Below are 15382 nucleotides of genomic sequence, written 5' to 3'. Positions count from 1 at the left end.
AGGTCTCCCAAGACCAATGCACATGTTGAAAGGTTCATACAGACGGTGGAGAAGGAACTGTGGATGATAGAAGGGACTGAGCCGACAGTTGATGAGATGAACAGGAAGTTATTTAGGTATCTAAACTTTTACAACTTCGTTAGGCCTCATCAAGGTCTTGGTTATAAGACTCCAGTAGAGAAGTTTGAGGAATATATTAAAAAACTCCAGGGTGTCCACCATGTATTGAACGAGAACATCCATTTGCCTTGGATTGTGGGGTGCACTAAATTTAATCTCGGCGGTTAGAAGCTGTCTGTGTTCATCGCACTTATACTTTCTGTAGAGCGGTTCTTCGGAACCGCTCCTTTTTATTTAAAGCCAATCAGAGGTTGAGCATGGAAGAGAAAATCCAGGAAGTTGTTGAAAAGGTAAAGGATTTACTTTTACCCATTTTAGAGGAGGGTGGTTTTGAATTGGTTGACGTTGAGTTTGTAAGGGAACCTGTAGGTTGGGTTTTAAGAATATATGCAGACAGGCCGGGGGGTGGAATAACAATCTCTGACTGTCAGTGGATAAGTGAGAGAATAGGAACTGTTTTAGACGTTGAGGATATCATTCACCACTCCTACAACTTGGAAGTCTCATCTCCTGGACTGGATAGACCCTTAAAAACTCAGAGGGACTTTGAAAGACATAAAGGAACTGTTGTAAAGATAAAGACTCAAGAACCTATGGATAATCAAAGGAATTTTAAGGGTGAGATTGTTTCAACATCTGAAAGAGGAGTAACTATTCACGACGTTTCAAGAAACTCTGAGGTAGAGATACCTTACGAAAATATTAAGAGTGCAAGGATTGATATTGATTCACTCTTTAACAAGTAAATACGGAGGAATGTAAATGGAAAGTTTGAGCAAAACAGTAGAGCTCCTCTGCAGGGAAAAGGGAATCTCTAAGGAGGACGTTTTAGAAGCGGTAAAAGTTGGAATTATCAATGCAGCAAAGAAGGCTGGTTACAGGGGAAACCTGGTAGTTAAGATAGGTGAGGATGGCAAGGAGTTTGGTATATACCAGAAGAAAGTCGTTGTTGAGAAGGTAAAGGACCTGGACCACGAAATCTCTTTGGAGGAGGCAAGAAAGCAGTTCGGAGAGAGTATTAAGCCCGGTGATGAGGTTCTGGTTGAGATAAAGACTGAAGAGTTGGGAAGGATTGCTGCAAAGGCAGCGGCTCAGGTAATCCACGACAAGATTACAGAGGCTGAAAGGAAAGCTCTCTACGACTACTTTAAGGAAAAGATAGGTGACATCATTTCTGGAACAGTTAAGGAGATAAAGAGAAACGGGGATATTATCGTTGATTTAGGAAGGGTTGTTGGAATTCTCCCTAAAGAGGAGCAGATAACCAAGGAGAGATTCAAAATTGGTGACAGAGTTAGAGCTCTCATTTACGACGTTGTCTTTGACTACAAGCACTACAACAGGAAAAAACCAAGCAGAGTGGATGATTATCCACCTCCTTACGTAATTCTTTCAAGGACTCATCCAAAGTTTTTGAAGAGATTAATGGAAATTGAAATACCTGAAGTTGCGGAAGGTTTGGTTGAGATAAAGGCAGTTGCAAGGGAACCGGGAGTCAGAGCTAAGGTAGCTGTTGATTCAAAAGTTGATTACATAGACCCAGTTGGAGCATGTATTGGAGTTAAGGGGAATAGGATTCTTCCCATATCCAAGGAGCTCTCAGGGGAGAAGATAGAGATTATCAGATGGTCTGATGACATCGCAGAGCTTGTTGCAAGGGCTCTCTCCCCGGCTCAGGTTATACAGTCTGAAGCTTACGAGGATGAAAATGGGGAGCTCCGCGTAGAGGTTGTTGTTCCAGACGACCAGCTCTCGCTGGCTATTGGAAAGAGAGGAGTTAATGCAAGGCTCGTTTCAAAATTGGCAGCTCAGGCAGGTCACGTTGTGGGAATAGACATAATTAAGGAAAGTGACTTTAAAAAGCTTGAAGAGTTGGAAGAAGAGATTGGAGACGAGGATTGAGGACCTGTTCAGGTTGCAGGAAAAAGGGAGAGAATGAGGAGTTTATAAGGTTTGTAATTCATGAAGGTAAACCCCTGCCGGACGTTGCAAGGAAGTTGCCCGGTAGGGGATTTAATGTTTGCCCCAGTTACGATTGTATAAAGAGGTTTGTTAAAAAGCAGTTTAAGGGAAGGTTAAATCCCGAAGATGTTTACAGTGAAACATTCAATGCACTAAAAAACTATTTTCTACACCTTCTCTCCCTCTGCCATAAAACGGGAGTAACCGTAATAGGTCAGGACAACATAAAAAAGCTCAAGGACGGCAGAGAAGGAATTCTCATTCTTTCTTCAGATTTAAGTCCTAAAACAAAAGAAAACCTAAAGAAAAAAGGATTTTTCCCCTTAGAGGATGTTTTCTCCTCTGAGGAGTTAGGTGGAGCTATAAGAAAAGAAACGAGGATTGGAGCTCTGTTTGTGGAGAAGGTTGGGCTTGGAAGGAAGCTCTACGAGGTTGGCAGGAAACTTAAAAGTTTGAGGAGGGAGGATTGAAAAGGGAGTTACTTTCCTTTGGTAGTATCGTGATAGATAACGTATTGGTCGTAAAGAGATTTCCCTCTATCAATGAAACCGTTTTAGCTGAAAAGTACAGGTACACGTACGGAGGAGCAGGAGCAAACGTTGCCGTTGCTGCAGCAAGGTTAGGTGTTAAGAGCTCCCTCTTTGCAGTCTCCGGAAGGGATTTTGAGAAGACGAACTATAAAAGACACTTAAAAAATGAGGGAGTGGATACAAGCGGAATTATTCCCTCAAGGTGTTTAATGCCCAGAAGCTTTATTGTAAGCAAGGAAAACAGCGATGACCAAGTTCTATACTACTACGAAAACAAGAGAGAAACGAGAAAAATTTTGTTTGAAAATATTGAGAAGGCGTACAAACTATCTTCCGAGAGTGAAATCTGCCACTTTTCAACAGGACACTTTGAGTTCTACTACAGACTTTTAAAGAAAAAAGTAAAAAATGTTGTTAGCTTTGATCCAGGTCAGGAGACTTTTAATTATCCTTACAGAGTTGTAAGGATTTTGCCGTTTGTTCACATGCTCTTTATGAACAATCACGAGGCAAAGAGATTAAAGGAAATTTTGAAAATTAGAAGTATCCGTCAGATAAGTGGCCCTAAGCTTGTGTGCGTTTCCCTCGGGGCTCAAGGTTCAATAATCCTGTTTAAAGGAGAACTCTTTAAGATTCCGGCTGTAAAACCGTCAAGGGTCGTTGACCCAACTGGAGCTGGAGATTCCCACAGGGCGGGATTTCTATCCTCCCTTCTAAAGGGTTACGACGTTAAAACGGCTGGAAGGATTGCCTCTGTTGTCGCCTCGTTTACAATTGAAGCAGAAGGGGCACAAACGAGCCTCCCAAACTGGGAAAAGGTTGTAAGGAGGTACGAACACTTCTTTAAGGAGAAGTTTCCCTCTCCACAAACAACATGGGAGAGGACAAAGGAGGAGCTCCTCTCCTAAGAGCTCCCTATACAGTTAAGATTCTCCAATTTTACGTTGTACTTTTTCCAGAGCTCCCTCAACTTTTCCTCTTCCAGTTTCCTCAGCTTTTCCCTCTTTAAAACCAACTTCACGTAGTTTTTAACCTTCTCGTAGGGAAGGACTCCTCCCTTAACAGTCTTAATAACGTAGATAACAGCGTACGTCCTATCTCCGAACTGAGCAACCATAATCTTTCCTTTCTCTGGTTCTCCTTCTGCAAAGATGAGGGAGCCTACAGGATCCTTTGCATCCTTAAAGTAGAACTTTGGTTTGGCATTAAACTTTCCAAACCTCTTTGAAACCTCCTCCCAGCTCTTTCCGGACTCGAGTAACTTTTTCGCTTCAATGGCCTTTTTCTTATCTTCAAAGAGTAGAACAACTGCTTGAGCCCTGTCTGGCATCTTGAACTTTTCTCTGTTCTTTTCATAAAAGTCCTTCAACTCTTCAGGGCTTAGGTGAATTTCCCTCTCAAGCTCCTTCCTGAAGATTTCAATAGCCCTATTTGCAAAGTACTCGGTTAACATCCTTTGAAAGTTTGGGTCTTTGTCAAATCCCTTTTCCAATGCCTTTTTGTAGAAATACTCCTTGAAAAACCTCTCCTTAAGTTGATTTTCAACTCTGCTTTTATCCTCTCCCCCTTTCAGATTTTGTGAAACCTCTATTGAGCAGCAGCTTACTGTTATTTTTCCATCCTTATCACTTACCTTTAGTTTTCTTTCAACCTCACTGTATATTGATTTAACGGCTTCATCGTAGTGTTTAACCTTCAGTTCGTTCTCTATAAAATTTCTGTCACCCTTACTCATTTTTGAAGGGTCCTTTTTGGGAAAGAGCTCCTTGAACCGTTTTACAATCTCCTCATCGGTTACAGGTTTAAGTCTCTTCTTGGCTTCCTCAGACACGTAAAGCCTTGAGAGGTAGTCTTTCTTAAATTCCTCTATCTCACTATCCAAACCATATTTCTTAGAAAGTCCTGAGTCTTCCACATACTTAAGGACTAACCTCCTGTTCACCATCCTCTTCAAAAGTTCTTCAGGATGGGAGGAGAAGAAAGACTTCGACTTACTGTTAAGTAAGCTCTGAGTATACTTATAGTCCGATAGGGTTACTCTCAGTCCCTTTCCTTCTGCAAGTACTGTATCCTGTGAGCAAACGGCCGTTTTTTTAGTTTCAACATTAGAGGTCTGCTTTTTACTCTCCGAACCTAAGCCGCATGAAGCAAGAAGTATTAAACAAAGTAGTAAAGCCTTTCTCATTAATTCCTCCAAAAGTTGTGGATAAAGTATAAAAAAATCCCCGGCCTACAGGGAGAACCGGGGATTTGAATTAACTTAGTTTAAATTAGTGCTTCTTTCTTCTAAACCCGAAGAACCCTAAAAGTCCGGATAGGAGAAGTCCTAAGTTAAACAGTCCACTTGAGGCAGTTGTTGAAGGAGAAATGGAACAACCACCTCCACCGCCTCCTCCGCTGATTCCACCGGAGACCGTCGGCGTGGAGCTCTCCTCACCAACTACAACTTCAATCGGTTCGGTAGCCCTTGTTTCAGACCTTGTACATGGATAGGTAACCTTGAGTTTACCGTTGCTTTCAACAGTTGGTTTACATTTATGCTTTTCTCCGTTAACGATGATGTAGGCAACAGCCCTGTTTGAGTCAATAGCGCCGTTCGGGTCAATCTCAATAGAGAAGTTGTTGTCCTCATCTGTAACCTTAAAACCAACGACCACCTTTTTAAGTCTCAGTTCTTGGGCAAATTTTAGAAGGTCTACAGGTCTGAGAACTTCGTCTATTGCTGCATCTGCTACACTGACTGTAACCTCTTTTCCTTCGACCTTAGCAACAATCTGACCGTTATTGGTTTGAACTTCTTCTGGAAGGATAACTTCACTTCCAACCTTTCTCATAACGGAAAATGCAAGCTCTCCCTCTCCGGGAACTTCCTCACTCATAGCTTTAACGTTTACTACCAACTCTCCGGTAGATGGGTCGTAGTAAGCCCATCCCCTGCTGATTGCTTCCTTAACGGAAATTGACTCTGGCTTAAAGTTCTCCTTGTCAACTTCGTAGTGAACGTTACTTTCTTCAGATACTCTTACTTTGTGAATTTTTGCATAGTTGATTGAGAGGTTCTCAGGGTCAGCAACCTTTAAGTTGGCAAGATTAAACGTCATTTTTTCTATGTACTCTGAAGGAATTATAGGTGTGAATACCGCTACGTAGTTCCCTTCTCCGGCAGACATTATCTCTTCTGCAAGGTGCTCAAAGCCTAAGAGCTCCGGCATTTCGTTCTTCATTCTAACAACGATTGCCCTTCTTGGCATCTCGTCATTTTCGAGAGCTTCTGTTTCAACTTCCGTCTCAACTCCTTCGATTCTCATCTTCCAGGTTGACTTCTTATCAGGAAGGGCAAATGCAGCTCCATCTATTCCGGAGCTCTCTACAGGAATCGGAACAAGGTGCCTGTCTATATCAACTCCGTTTGTAAGGGCATTAACTAAGATATCTCCAGCCGTTGTGTACATGACATCAATGTCCTTTTCAGTTCCAGCAACCTTAATCTTCATTGTTCCATACTTAGGATTGCCGTTCTCATCCTCAGGGGAGTTGAAGAATACCCTAACTGCTTCCTTGTAAGCCGTAGGCGGAATCTTGGTTGGAACTGTAACAATCTCCCTTCCAAGACCGAAGAACTTAACGTTTCCTTTACTGTCTTTAACTATCAGCTCTTTGAGTGTTGAGCTTCCCTCAATGTCTGCCATGTTTGCCTGAGGAAGCCTTCCATTTTTAGCATCGTGGCAGGCAGAACAGTTGAGCTCCTCTCCATTAACGGTTTTTCCTGCACCAAGGGCATAATCCTTTGGAAGGACACCGTGGTCTATGCTGAACGGAGCAGTCCAGATGTAGAAGACAGGGTCAGGATTTTTAACCCCCTCTCTCTTTAGAACATCTGTAAGGGCAGACTTCATTGCTTCGTACTCTTCGTCTGTATCTATTTCAGGTAGGTAATCGCCGTTGTCGTCACATATGTAGTCACCTAAGATTGTTTTAACACATACCTTTCCATCGTGTATAAAGTAGGCCGGAACGTTTTTCTTTGCGTGTTCTGAATATTCAGTTCCATCAAGTGCAGCTGCCATTTCCCTTGTGTACAGAACTTTTCCAGTTGATTTGTCGTACCAGGTTACAAGTGTTAGGGGGTCTGCTATTCTGTACATGAACTTCTGTCCACCTGGAACGTCAGGTCTAAATCCGTTGTTGATTATTACTGGAGCCCAGGCCCATGGGAATGAAATGTCTGGAACGTTCCAAATTCCAAATTCTTTCTTCTCAAGCCTTAGGGCTGCCTGCCTTGGGTCAAAGTCAGCCTGATATATTGGAACAAGAGTATCTTTACCGTTGTCCGTTCTCACAATACAGAAAGGTTGGGGAGCTCCGTACCCTGCAATTGGCATAAATGGACCAAATCCTGGAGTAAACATACTTTCAGGAAGAGGTACAGTTGTACCGTTGTTTAGATTGTATCCAAGAATTCTGTTGTCAAAGTTGTAGGAGTATCCAAGGACGTCGTAGAACGTTCTGAATGTCCAGTGGGTTTTAAATGGAATGTGGCAGACTTCACAGGAGACCTTCTCCATGTGGATTGCAGCGTTTCCTTCTGGTCCAAATGCATCGCTATGAACTTGGGCAGCAAGCTGCCTTGAACCTCCAAAGTGACAGTCTAAACACGTTTTAAGTGAAGGGTTGTAGTCTAAGGACTGGTCCCAGTGACCTCCCCAGTCGTTACCCTTTAAAAAGTCGTGGTGTATAGGATGGTACTCTTTCTCCTCCTGAGAGAGTGTTCCCTCACCGTGACAAGAGAGACAGGTCATTCCTCCCTTTTCACTGTCAAAGTGAACGTCGTAACCTATTGGGATATCATCAATCGATTGAACGGACTTTGCAGTTAACATTCTGTGGAAAGCCTGCTGGGCTTGAGTACTGTTTGAAAGGTCTACGTTCTTGAATGCATCTGCTGGTAAGTTTCCTTTCTCCTCTCCACCTCTGTGTAAATCGTAGGAGAAGACGTCTCCCCTTTTAACGATTTCAGCTCCAAGTCCGAGAGTTCCCTTCCTCGTTACCCAGGCGTATGTTGAGTTTCCATCTGGAAGCTTTCCATCCTCGTAGGGAATTGCCATGTGACAGTAAGAACATACGTATCCCCAGGCTCTATTCTTATCACTCCCTTCGGCAGGAGTTGTCATTTGAGGATAAGGATTATCGGCATTTCCTAAAGCCGTAGGAACTGAATAGTTGTAATCCTTAGGAGAAACCTCTGTAGCTGGTGTGTTCTTATCACCAACTCTGTTCTCTAAGATTGGAAGGTCCACCTCTCCTTTATCGTTAAACTCTTTAACGTCGTAGTAAACTTCAGGTTTCCAGATGCCGTTTTCCTTAACAAACCTGACGTAGGCAAGAGGAACTCCATCCTGGTCTGTATCTACTCCCATTAGAGAGGCTGTTGATATGTACTTAAAGAAGAATCCAGCAAACGTCCTGTAAACGGTATCTCCATTATCGTCCTTAAAGGTTACAGCTCCGCCGTTAACGTAAACATCCCCACCGTCCTTATCCTTTGTGCTCTTGGGATGTTCAAAGTAGGTAACCCTTGCAACTTCCCTCGTTGCTCCGTTTGCATTGTTTGGATAGATGAAAAATCTTGACCACGTTCCATTGTTTGATTCGATGTTGGATATATCATCATCGGACAATCCGTAGAGGGATTTAAGAACAGTTATAGGAACAGAGTTGTAGTAAGCAGAATCAACCTTTGCAACAGTTTTTCCGTTTATCGTCTCTCCAACTTTTGGAGGAACACCTAATGAAATGACTATTGTCTCATTATCAGATGTCATCCCTTTAAACACCATAACCCTTGGATTCGCAGGCATTATGGGAGAAAGAGTTGTATTGTTTATTTCCGTCTTTACAGTTTTGGCTCTTTGAGTTGCATCGGCGTGACACATGAGACAGTCTGTATCGTTTACACCAGAACGCTTGAAGTTAAATAGGTGGGGTTTCCCTATGTAACCTCCACCGACCTCGTAGTCAGAATAGGCAAAGAGGTCTCCATCAATAGGAATGTTGTAGTCAGTGTCGTTGTCGATATCTATAAACCAGTCCTTGTTCTCCAAATCGTTGAACTTATCCTCTCCTAACTTCTCCTTTAACACTTCATCTAAGGGTTTGTTTTCCCTTCCAAACTGGGCTGCACCACCACCTGCGTGACAGGAGTTACAGGTTATGTTGTGGTTTGCAGTGCCCATATCAAAGTTGAAACCCTTGTAGGCATTCTGGTCTGCAGGGTTGATTCCGTCAACGGCCCCATCTGGAACTGCAGGGTCGTTTAAAGGTTTCTTTGCCGCCAACTGGCGGTATGAAGGTGGTCACCAGCCGCCGTAGTGGGACTTTGAGCGGAAGTACCTCATTTTCAGAACAACGTTTGTAACAAAGTCCTTACTTCCTGTATCGTCCCCGAACGTTTCTCTGTTATCAATCCATCCCATGTCGTGAAGGCCAACTGCGCCATGGTGGGATGCTCTAACGTCTTCAATAATGTTCTCGTGACACTGTCCACATGTCTTTTCAAAACTTACAGGGTTTCCTCTTTCCAGAGTAACTTCTGTTCCGTTGTTTGAGACAAGGGTCACGGTATCTGTTGCATTGAGGGAACTTTTAACGGAGTTTCCGTCAAGGTCTAAGAGTTTAACCGACGGGTGCTGTGCAAACCCTTGGGATGCCAGCACTGTTGATAGTATGAGGCCTGTTGTTACTTTTAGACTGCTCCTCTTCCACTTCCTTCCCATCTTTCCTCCAAAAGAATTTACAAAACTTTTACAAAAGATATCCTATCAAATTTCGATAAATGGAGCAATATTTTAAGAATTTTTTATATTATTAGGAAGGGAGAGAGAAACTCTCCCTAAAGGCTCGACTCTATTAGAGAGTGAAACTTCTTAAAGGCTTCCTGAATTCTTGATAGGTTTTGAACTCCCCCTTGGGCAAGGTCGGGCCTTCCTCCTCCTTTTCCTTCAAGAAGTGAAGCGACCTCCCTTAAAAGTTTACCTGCATGGAGTTTGTCCGTTAGTTCCCTTGATACGGCAACTACCATACCGGCCTTTCCATCCTTTACCCCAACGAGTAAAACGGCTGACTTTCCTGCCTTATTTCTAACAACGTCTGCAAGCTCAACCAACTCCTTTCCAGTAAATCCTTCAATCTTTGCGGTGACAACTTTTACTCCATTAACTTCTGGAGCTCCACCAACTATCCCATCAACTTCCAACGTTGCAAGTTTTTTCTTAATTCTTTCAAGCTCCTGTTCCTTTTCTTTAAGCTCCCTCTTGAGCTTTTCAACCCTCTGAACAATCTGCTCCTCAGGGGAATTAAGTGTGTTTGTCAATTTTTCAAGGAGCTCCTCTTTTTTCCAAACAAACTTTTGGGCTTCTTTACCAACTAAGGCCTCTATTCTCCTTGTACCAGAGGATACTGAGGATTCTGAGACAATCTTGAAAAATCCTATATCGCCACTTCTTTTGACGTGTGTTCCTCCGCAGAGCTCCACACTCACTCCACCAACATCAACAACCCTAACTATGTTTCCGTACTTTTCACCAAAGAGAGCAACAGCTCCTCTGTTTAAAGCTTCCTCTAAGGGCATTTCCTCTATCTTTACAGGGTAGTTCTCCAAAATCCAGTTGTAAACTAACTCCTCTACGTTCCTTATCTCTTCCTGTGTTGGAGCTTCAAAGTGGGTAAAGTCGAACCTGAGTTTATCGGGCATTACAAGTGAACCTGCCTGTTTAACGTGATTACCCAACACTTCCTTGAGTGCTTTGTGAAGGAGGTGTGTGGCCGTGTGTGCTCTCGTAACGGCTCTCCTTCTTTCAGAGTCAACAACGGCATTAACGAAATCGTTAACCTTTAACGAACCCCTTAAAACCCTTACCTTATGGCCTATTAAATTTTCAGTAACGTTCTGTGTATCTAAAACCTCACAGTAGCAACTGTTTCCCTCTAAAATTCCCGTATCCCCTACTTGTCCACCCTTTTCAGGGTAGAAAGGTGTTCTATCTAAGATTACTACTCCCTCTTCTCCTTCCCCTATTTCGCTAACTAACTTTTCTTCCTTTACAATTCCAACTACCTTTGCATACTCCTCTAAGTGTTCGTACCCTGTAAACAGAGTTGGGAACTTTTCAGAGAGCTCCTGAATCTCCGGTGAAACAACCCTTTGAACTCCACCCTTCCAGGCCTTCCTTGCTCTCTCCTTTTGCTCTTTAAGAAGCCTTTCAAACGTTTCAACGTCAACTTTCATACTTTCATCGTTTGCAACTTCCAATATCAAATCCAATGGGAAGCCAAAGGTATCGTAGAGTTTGAATGCCTCCTCTCCGGGAATTGTATCCTTTCCCTCCTCCTTGAGTTTCTCTATTACTTCCTGGAGGATAAAGAGCCCCCTTTCAACTGTTCTCTCAAACCTCTCCTCTTCCTTTTTCACCACCCTCTTTACAAGGTCCCTGTGTAGAACGATTTCAGGGTAGGCATCTCCCATAATATCAACTACTCTGTCAACTCCTTCGTAGAGAAAAGGTTTCTTTATCCCTAAGAGCCTTCCGTGCCTTGAGGCCCTCCTTATTATTCTCCTTAAAACGTATCCTCTTCCTTCGTTTGATGGAAGAACCCCATCGGATATTAAAAATGTCATAGCTCTTAAATGGTCTGCAATTACCCTCATTGAAGTAGAGCTCTTTTCATCCCTTCCGTAAGGAATTCCAGAAACTTCTGAAGCCCACTTTACCAAAGGAAACAGGAGGTCCGTTTCGTAGTTTGAAGGAACGTTCTGGAGAACCGAGGCAATTCTCTCAAGCCCCATTCCCGTATCTATTGAGGGCTTTGAAAGTGGATGGAGCTCTCCCCTTTCATCCCTCTCGTACTGCATAAACACCAAGTTCCATATCTCCAAATACCTGTCGCAGTCGCACGTTCCTATTCCGCAGTTTTCACCACAGGAGAACTCCTCTTCCCTATCGTAGTAAATTTCACTACAGGGCCCACACGGTCCTGTATCCCCCATTGCCCAGAAGTTGTCCTTCTCACCGAGCCTGTATATCCTCTCCTCAGGAACTCCTATTATCCTGTTCCAAATTTCAAAAGCCTCATCGTCCTTTTCGTAAACAGAAACGTAGAGCCTTTCAACGGGAAGCTTAAAAACCTCTGTTACCAACTCCCAGGCAAACTCTATTGCTTCCCTTTTGAAATAGTCACCGAAGGAGAAGTTTCCCAACATCTCAAAGAACGTGTGGTGTCTTCCCGTTTTCCCAACATTTTCAAGGTCGTTGTGCTTCCCTCCAGCTCTCATACACTTTTGACAGGAGGTAGCCCTCTTAAACGGTGGTTTTTCCTTTCCCAAGAAGTAGTCCTTAAACTGAACCATTCCTGCATTTGTAAAGAGCAACGTTGGATCATTCTTCGGAATTAGTGGAGAACTCTTTACCCTAACGTGACCTTTATCTTCAAAAAATTTAAGAAAAGTTTCCCTTATCTCGTTTCCCGTCCACTTCATCGTTTCTCCAGCTAAGAAGAGTTTTGCCTATTTTAACCTAATCTCTTTCCTTTATCATTCTTAGAATTTCATGTATTTCTTGAAATGAGAATCCCCTTTGAAGTAAAAATCTCTTTGCCCTTTCTCTCTCTTTCCTATTTTCCAATTCGTATCTTTTTCCTAATTCTTGGACAATAAAGGAGTAGTCAAAAGGAACAGTTAAAAAAACTTCATCAATTAACTCCTCAGGAAACCCTAACTTTAACAGGTTCCCTTTAATTTTCCTTTTCCCCCAGCCTCTTTCAATTTTTGAAAGAAAGTAATTAACAACGGCTCTCTTTTCATCCAGGAATTTATTTTCTAAGAGCTCCTCTTCCAGAAGTTTTAATTCTTCTTCTTTTAAATCTGGAAACTTAACCTTAACTTTTCTTAGTAGTTCTTTAACTGAATAGTCCCTTTTCGAAAGGAGAGAGATAGCGTAGGAGAGAGCTCCCTTAAATTTCTTCTCCACCTGTAAAGATTCCTTCCATTTTAAGTTTCAAATCGTCTGGACGTGATGCGTACTTAAGAGCATCTTCCCTCGTTATCAGTCCCTTCTTCCATAAGTCATAGAGTGATTGGTCAAAGGTTTGAGAACCGTAAATCTCCTTTCCTTTAGCTATAAATTCAGGTATTTCATCGGTTAAGTCTGGATTAAGAATTCTCTCCTTGATTGCCTCTGTAACAATCATGATTTCCACTGCAGGAACTCTACCTCTACCATCTGCCCTTGGCAAGAGCCTTTGGGAAATTGTTGCCCTTAAAACAGATGCCAACTGAAACCTTATTGCCTGCTGTTCATAGAGGGGAAAGAAGGAAATAATTCTGTTTACAGTTTCCTTAGCATCAAGAGTGTGGAGGGTTGAGTAAACCATATGCCCGGTTTCGGCAGCATCAAGGGCCGTTCTCACAGTTTCAGTATCCCTCATCTCTCCTACAAGGATAACGTCGGGGTCTTCCCTGAGGGCAGCCCTCAGGGCGGTGAAAAAGTCCTCTGCATCCTCTCCGATTTCCCTCTGGTAAAAGTGTGACTTTATATCCTTATGAAGGTACTCGATAGGGTCCTCTATTGTTATAACTATTCTTGCATCCTTCCTGTTTAGTTCGTTGAGCATTGCTGCAAGGGTGGTTGACTTACCAGAACCTGTCGTTCCAGTTACAAGGACGAGTCCCCTCTGGTAAAGCGCTATTTCCTTTAAAATGGCTGGAAGGTTAAGCTCATCGATTTCTGGAACGTTGTACGGAATCAACCTCATAACAATAGCAAATGTTCCCCTCTGTCGGAATATGTTCACCCTAAACCTACACACACCTGGAAGAGAGTAGGCGACATCTATATCCTTTATGTATGGTAACTGCCTCCTCTTTTCTAAGGGAAGAATTTGGTTGATAAAGTTGAGTATGTCTGAATGTTCAAGGGAAGGTAAATCGGTCTTAACTAAATTTCCACTTATTCTCAAAATGGGAGGAGACTTTACCCTTAGGTGAACGTCAGAGGCACCTACCTTAAAAGCCTTTTTAAGTAGTTCATTGAGGTCTATCTTCGCTCTTTCCTGGAACACCCAAAGCCTCCCTTATCCTTTCCTCCAACTCAGCAGCAACTTCGGGATTCTCCTTCAGAAACTGTCTGGCATTTTCCTTTCCCTGCCCAAGTCTCACATCTCCGAAGGAATACCAAGAACCGCTCTTCTTAACTATCTCCAACTCCTCTCCTAAGTTGAGCAAGTCCGCTTCCCTGGAAATTCCCTCTCCGTAGTAAACTTCAACTACCGTCTCCCTGAAAGGTGGGGCAAGCTTGTTCTTAACGATTTTCACCTTCGCCTTATGTCCTATTCTCTCATCGTTCCTATCCTTTATCTGCCCCGAATTTCTTATCTCTATCCTCATTGAGGAGTAGAACTTAAGGGCTCTACCTCCCGTTGTAGTTTCCTGAGGGCCTCCATAGCCCATCATTCCTATTTTTTCCCTTACCTGGTTTATAAAAATCAGTGCGCAATTGCTCTTACTTACAACTGCTGTCAACTTTCTCAGGGCCTGAGACATGAGCCTTGCCTGAAGGCCAACGTGGGAATCCCCCATGTCTCCCTTTATCTCTGCCTCTGGAACTAAGGCAGCAACAGAGTCAACAACAATTACGTCAACCGCTCCACTTCTCACAAGTGTCTCTGCAATCTCTAAAGCCTGCTCTCCACTGTCAGGCTGGGAAACTAAGAGCTCCTCAAGATTTATACCCAACTTCTTTGCATACGTCGGGTCAAGGGCGTGCTCTGCATCTATGAAAGCAGCAACTCCCCCTTCCCTCTGTGCATTTGCTATTATGTGCAGCGTAAGTGTAGTCTTACCTGAGGATTCTGGACCGTAAATTTCCGTAATCCTTCCCCTTGGAACTCCTCCTATGCCCGTTATGTAGTCTATTGCTATCGAACCTGTTGAAATTGCAGGTATCCTCTCAACGGGCTTTTCTCCCAAGAACATTACAGAGCCTTCACCAAACTCCTTCTTAATCTTTTTTAGAGCTTCCTGTAGAACTTTTTTCCTCTCTTCCTGCATAAAGGACTCCTAATTGGTTTTTAAATGGCGGAGAGGGCGGGATTTGAACCCGCGGTGCGGGGGCTACCCGCACACCCGATTTCGAGTCGGGCCCGTTAAGCCAGGCTCCGGCACCTCTCCCTGAGTTCCTTAAAGAAGCTCTTGAGGAGTTCCTCGGCTTCTAAGAGCTCTATCCTTTCAACTTCTGGTCTATGGTTGTTCCTCTTATCGGAGAGAATTCTAAACAGACTCTCAACTCCCCCAAATTTTGGGTCTGGAACCGAGTAGACAACCCTTTTTATCCTTGACTGTATTATAGCACCGCAGCACATTACACAGGGCTCAACCGTTGAGTAGAGGGTACAGTCCGTTAACCTCCAAGAATTAAGCTTTCTTGAGGCCTCTCTAATTGCTATAATTTCAGCGTGAGCTGTAGGGTCTTGGAGGAACTCCTTCCTGTTGAAGGCTTTTGAGATTATCTGACCGTTCCTGACTATGAGAGCTCCGATTGGTACTTCTCCAAACTTGTAAGCCTTTTTAGCCTCCTCAAGGGCCTTTTTAAGGAACTCCTGGTCTTCCATAGGACACCGAAAAAAGTTTGTGGCGCGCCCGGCAGGAGTCGAACCTGCAACCTTGGGATCCGTAGTCCCACGCTCTATCCAGTTGAGCTACGGGCGCAGAGTCGGGTATA

At 43.4% G+C, this 15382-nt stretch carries 13 protein-coding genes and 2 tRNA genes; 5 read left to right on the top strand and 10 right to left on the bottom strand.

Features of this window, described 5'->3' with window-relative positions; translation table 11 throughout:
• The 5 genes from FN732_RS08075 to FN732_RS08055 form a co-directional block, all read left to right on the top strand.
• Window positions 1–288 (top strand): integrase core domain-containing protein (locus FN732_RS08075; protein ID WP_142936056.1); only part of this gene is annotated, 288 nt, incomplete at its 5' end.
• An 89-nt stretch (window positions 289–377) separates the two neighbouring features.
• Window positions 378–866, top strand: a complete 489-nt coding sequence (locus FN732_RS08070; protein ID WP_142936055.1) for a ribosome maturation factor RimP — start codon at window positions 378–380, stop codon at window positions 864–866.
• Window positions 867–882: 16 nt separating this feature from the next.
• Complete coding sequence (nusA, locus tag FN732_RS08065; protein WP_142936054.1) at window positions 883–2022, top strand: transcription termination factor NusA; 1140 nt, start codon at window positions 883–885, stop codon at window positions 2020–2022.
• Window positions 2019–2552, top strand: a complete 534-nt coding sequence (locus tag FN732_RS08060) for a DUF448 domain-containing protein (protein ID WP_142936053.1) — start codon at window positions 2019–2021, stop codon at window positions 2550–2552. The genes nusA and FN732_RS08060 overlap by 4 nt, the downstream gene beginning before the upstream one ends.
• The gene (locus FN732_RS08055) at window positions 2549–3520 is read left to right on the top strand and encodes a PfkB family carbohydrate kinase (protein ID WP_142936052.1); all 972 of its coding nucleotides are present in this window, start codon (window positions 2549–2551) and stop codon (window positions 3518–3520) included. Before FN732_RS08060 ends, FN732_RS08055 begins: the two co-directional genes overlap by 4 nt.
• Here FN732_RS08055 and FN732_RS08050 read toward each other — a convergent pair.
• From FN732_RS08050 to FN732_RS08005, 10 genes are all read right to left on the bottom strand, one after another.
• Window positions 3517–4797: a peptidyl-prolyl cis-trans isomerase gene (locus tag FN732_RS08050; RefSeq protein WP_142936051.1), complete on the bottom strand. Its 1281-nt coding sequence runs from the start codon at window positions 4795–4797 to the stop codon at window positions 3517–3519. The two genes, FN732_RS08055 and FN732_RS08050, sit on opposite strands and share 4 nt — an antisense overlap.
• Before the next feature lie 85 nt (window positions 4798–4882).
• Window positions 4883–8947, bottom strand: coding sequence for a hypothetical protein (locus FN732_RS08045; protein ID WP_142936050.1), 4065 nt, complete (start codon window positions 8945–8947; stop codon window positions 4883–4885).
• Between the two features lie 18 nt (window positions 8948–8965).
• Window positions 8966–9385 carry a hypothetical protein gene (locus FN732_RS08040; RefSeq protein WP_142936049.1) on the bottom strand — a complete coding sequence of 140 codons (420 nt, stop codon included), beginning with the start codon at window positions 9383–9385 and terminating at the stop codon, window positions 8966–8968.
• A gap of 116 nt (window positions 9386–9501) precedes the next feature.
• Window positions 9502–12144, bottom strand: a complete 2643-nt coding sequence (gene alaS / locus FN732_RS08035) for an alanine--tRNA ligase (protein ID WP_142936048.1) — start codon at window positions 12142–12144, stop codon at window positions 9502–9504.
• Window positions 12145–12181: 37 nt separating this feature from the next.
• Window positions 12182–12634 (bottom strand): regulatory protein RecX, encoded by a 453-nt coding sequence (locus tag FN732_RS08030; protein ID WP_142936047.1) that lies wholly within the window; start codon window positions 12632–12634, stop codon window positions 12182–12184.
• Window positions 12618–13724, bottom strand: a complete 1107-nt coding sequence (locus FN732_RS08025) for a type IV pilus twitching motility protein PilT (protein ID WP_221928617.1) — start codon at window positions 13722–13724, stop codon at window positions 12618–12620. The genes FN732_RS08030 and FN732_RS08025 overlap by 17 nt, the downstream gene beginning before the upstream one ends.
• Complete coding sequence (gene recA, locus FN732_RS08020) at window positions 13690–14712, bottom strand: recombinase RecA (protein ID WP_142936046.1); 1023 nt, start codon at window positions 14710–14712, stop codon at window positions 13690–13692. The genes FN732_RS08025 and recA overlap by 35 nt, the downstream gene beginning before the upstream one ends.
• 25 nt (window positions 14713–14737) lie before the next feature.
• Window positions 14738–14832, bottom strand: a tRNA-Ser gene (locus FN732_RS08015).
• The gene (locus FN732_RS08010; RefSeq protein ID WP_142936045.1) at window positions 14808–15272 is read right to left on the bottom strand and encodes a nucleoside deaminase; all 465 of its coding nucleotides are present in this window, start codon (window positions 15270–15272) and stop codon (window positions 14808–14810) included. Before FN732_RS08010 ends, FN732_RS08015 begins: the two co-directional genes overlap by 25 nt.
• Window positions 15273–15292: 20 nt before the next feature.
• A tRNA-Arg gene (locus FN732_RS08005) sits at window positions 15293–15369 on the bottom strand.
• Window positions 15370–15382: the final 13 nt, after the last annotated feature.

Origin of the sequence: Balnearium lithotrophicum (genome assembly GCF_900182585.1) — a bacterium.
In the GTDB taxonomy this organism is placed as follows: domain Bacteria; phylum Aquificota; class Aquificia; order Desulfurobacteriales; family Desulfurobacteriaceae; genus Balnearium; species Balnearium lithotrophicum.
The sequence above is the reverse complement of the archived record's forward strand: the minus strand, read 5'-3'. Positions and strand labels throughout refer to the sequence as shown.

What these genes read in the sequence shown, in the direction of transcription:
- FN732_RS08070 (WP_142936055.1), top strand. Translation starts at nt 378, where the DNA reads ATGGAAGAGAAAATCCAGGAAGTTGTTGAAAAGGTAAAGGATTTACTT.
- nusA (WP_142936054.1), top strand. Translation starts at nt 883, where the DNA reads ATGGAAAGTTTGAGCAAAACAGTAGAGCTCCTCTGCAGGGAAAAGGGA.
- FN732_RS08050 (WP_142936051.1), bottom strand. Translation starts at nt 4,797, where the DNA reads ATGAGAAAGGCTTTACTACTTTGTTTAATACTTCTTGCTTCATGCGGC.
- FN732_RS08040 (WP_142936049.1), bottom strand. Translation starts at nt 9,385, where the DNA reads ATGGGAAGGAAGTGGAAGAGGAGCAGTCTAAAAGTAACAACAGGCCTC.
- alaS (WP_142936048.1), bottom strand. Translation starts at nt 12,144, where the DNA reads ATGAAGTGGACGGGAAACGAGATAAGGGAAACTTTTCTTAAATTTTTT.
- recA (WP_142936046.1), bottom strand. Translation starts at nt 14,712, where the DNA reads ATGCAGGAAGAGAGGAAAAAAGTTCTACAGGAAGCTCTAAAAAAGATT.
- FN732_RS08010 (WP_142936045.1), bottom strand. Translation starts at nt 15,272, where the DNA reads ATGGAAGACCAGGAGTTCCTTAAAAAGGCCCTTGAGGAGGCTAAAAAG.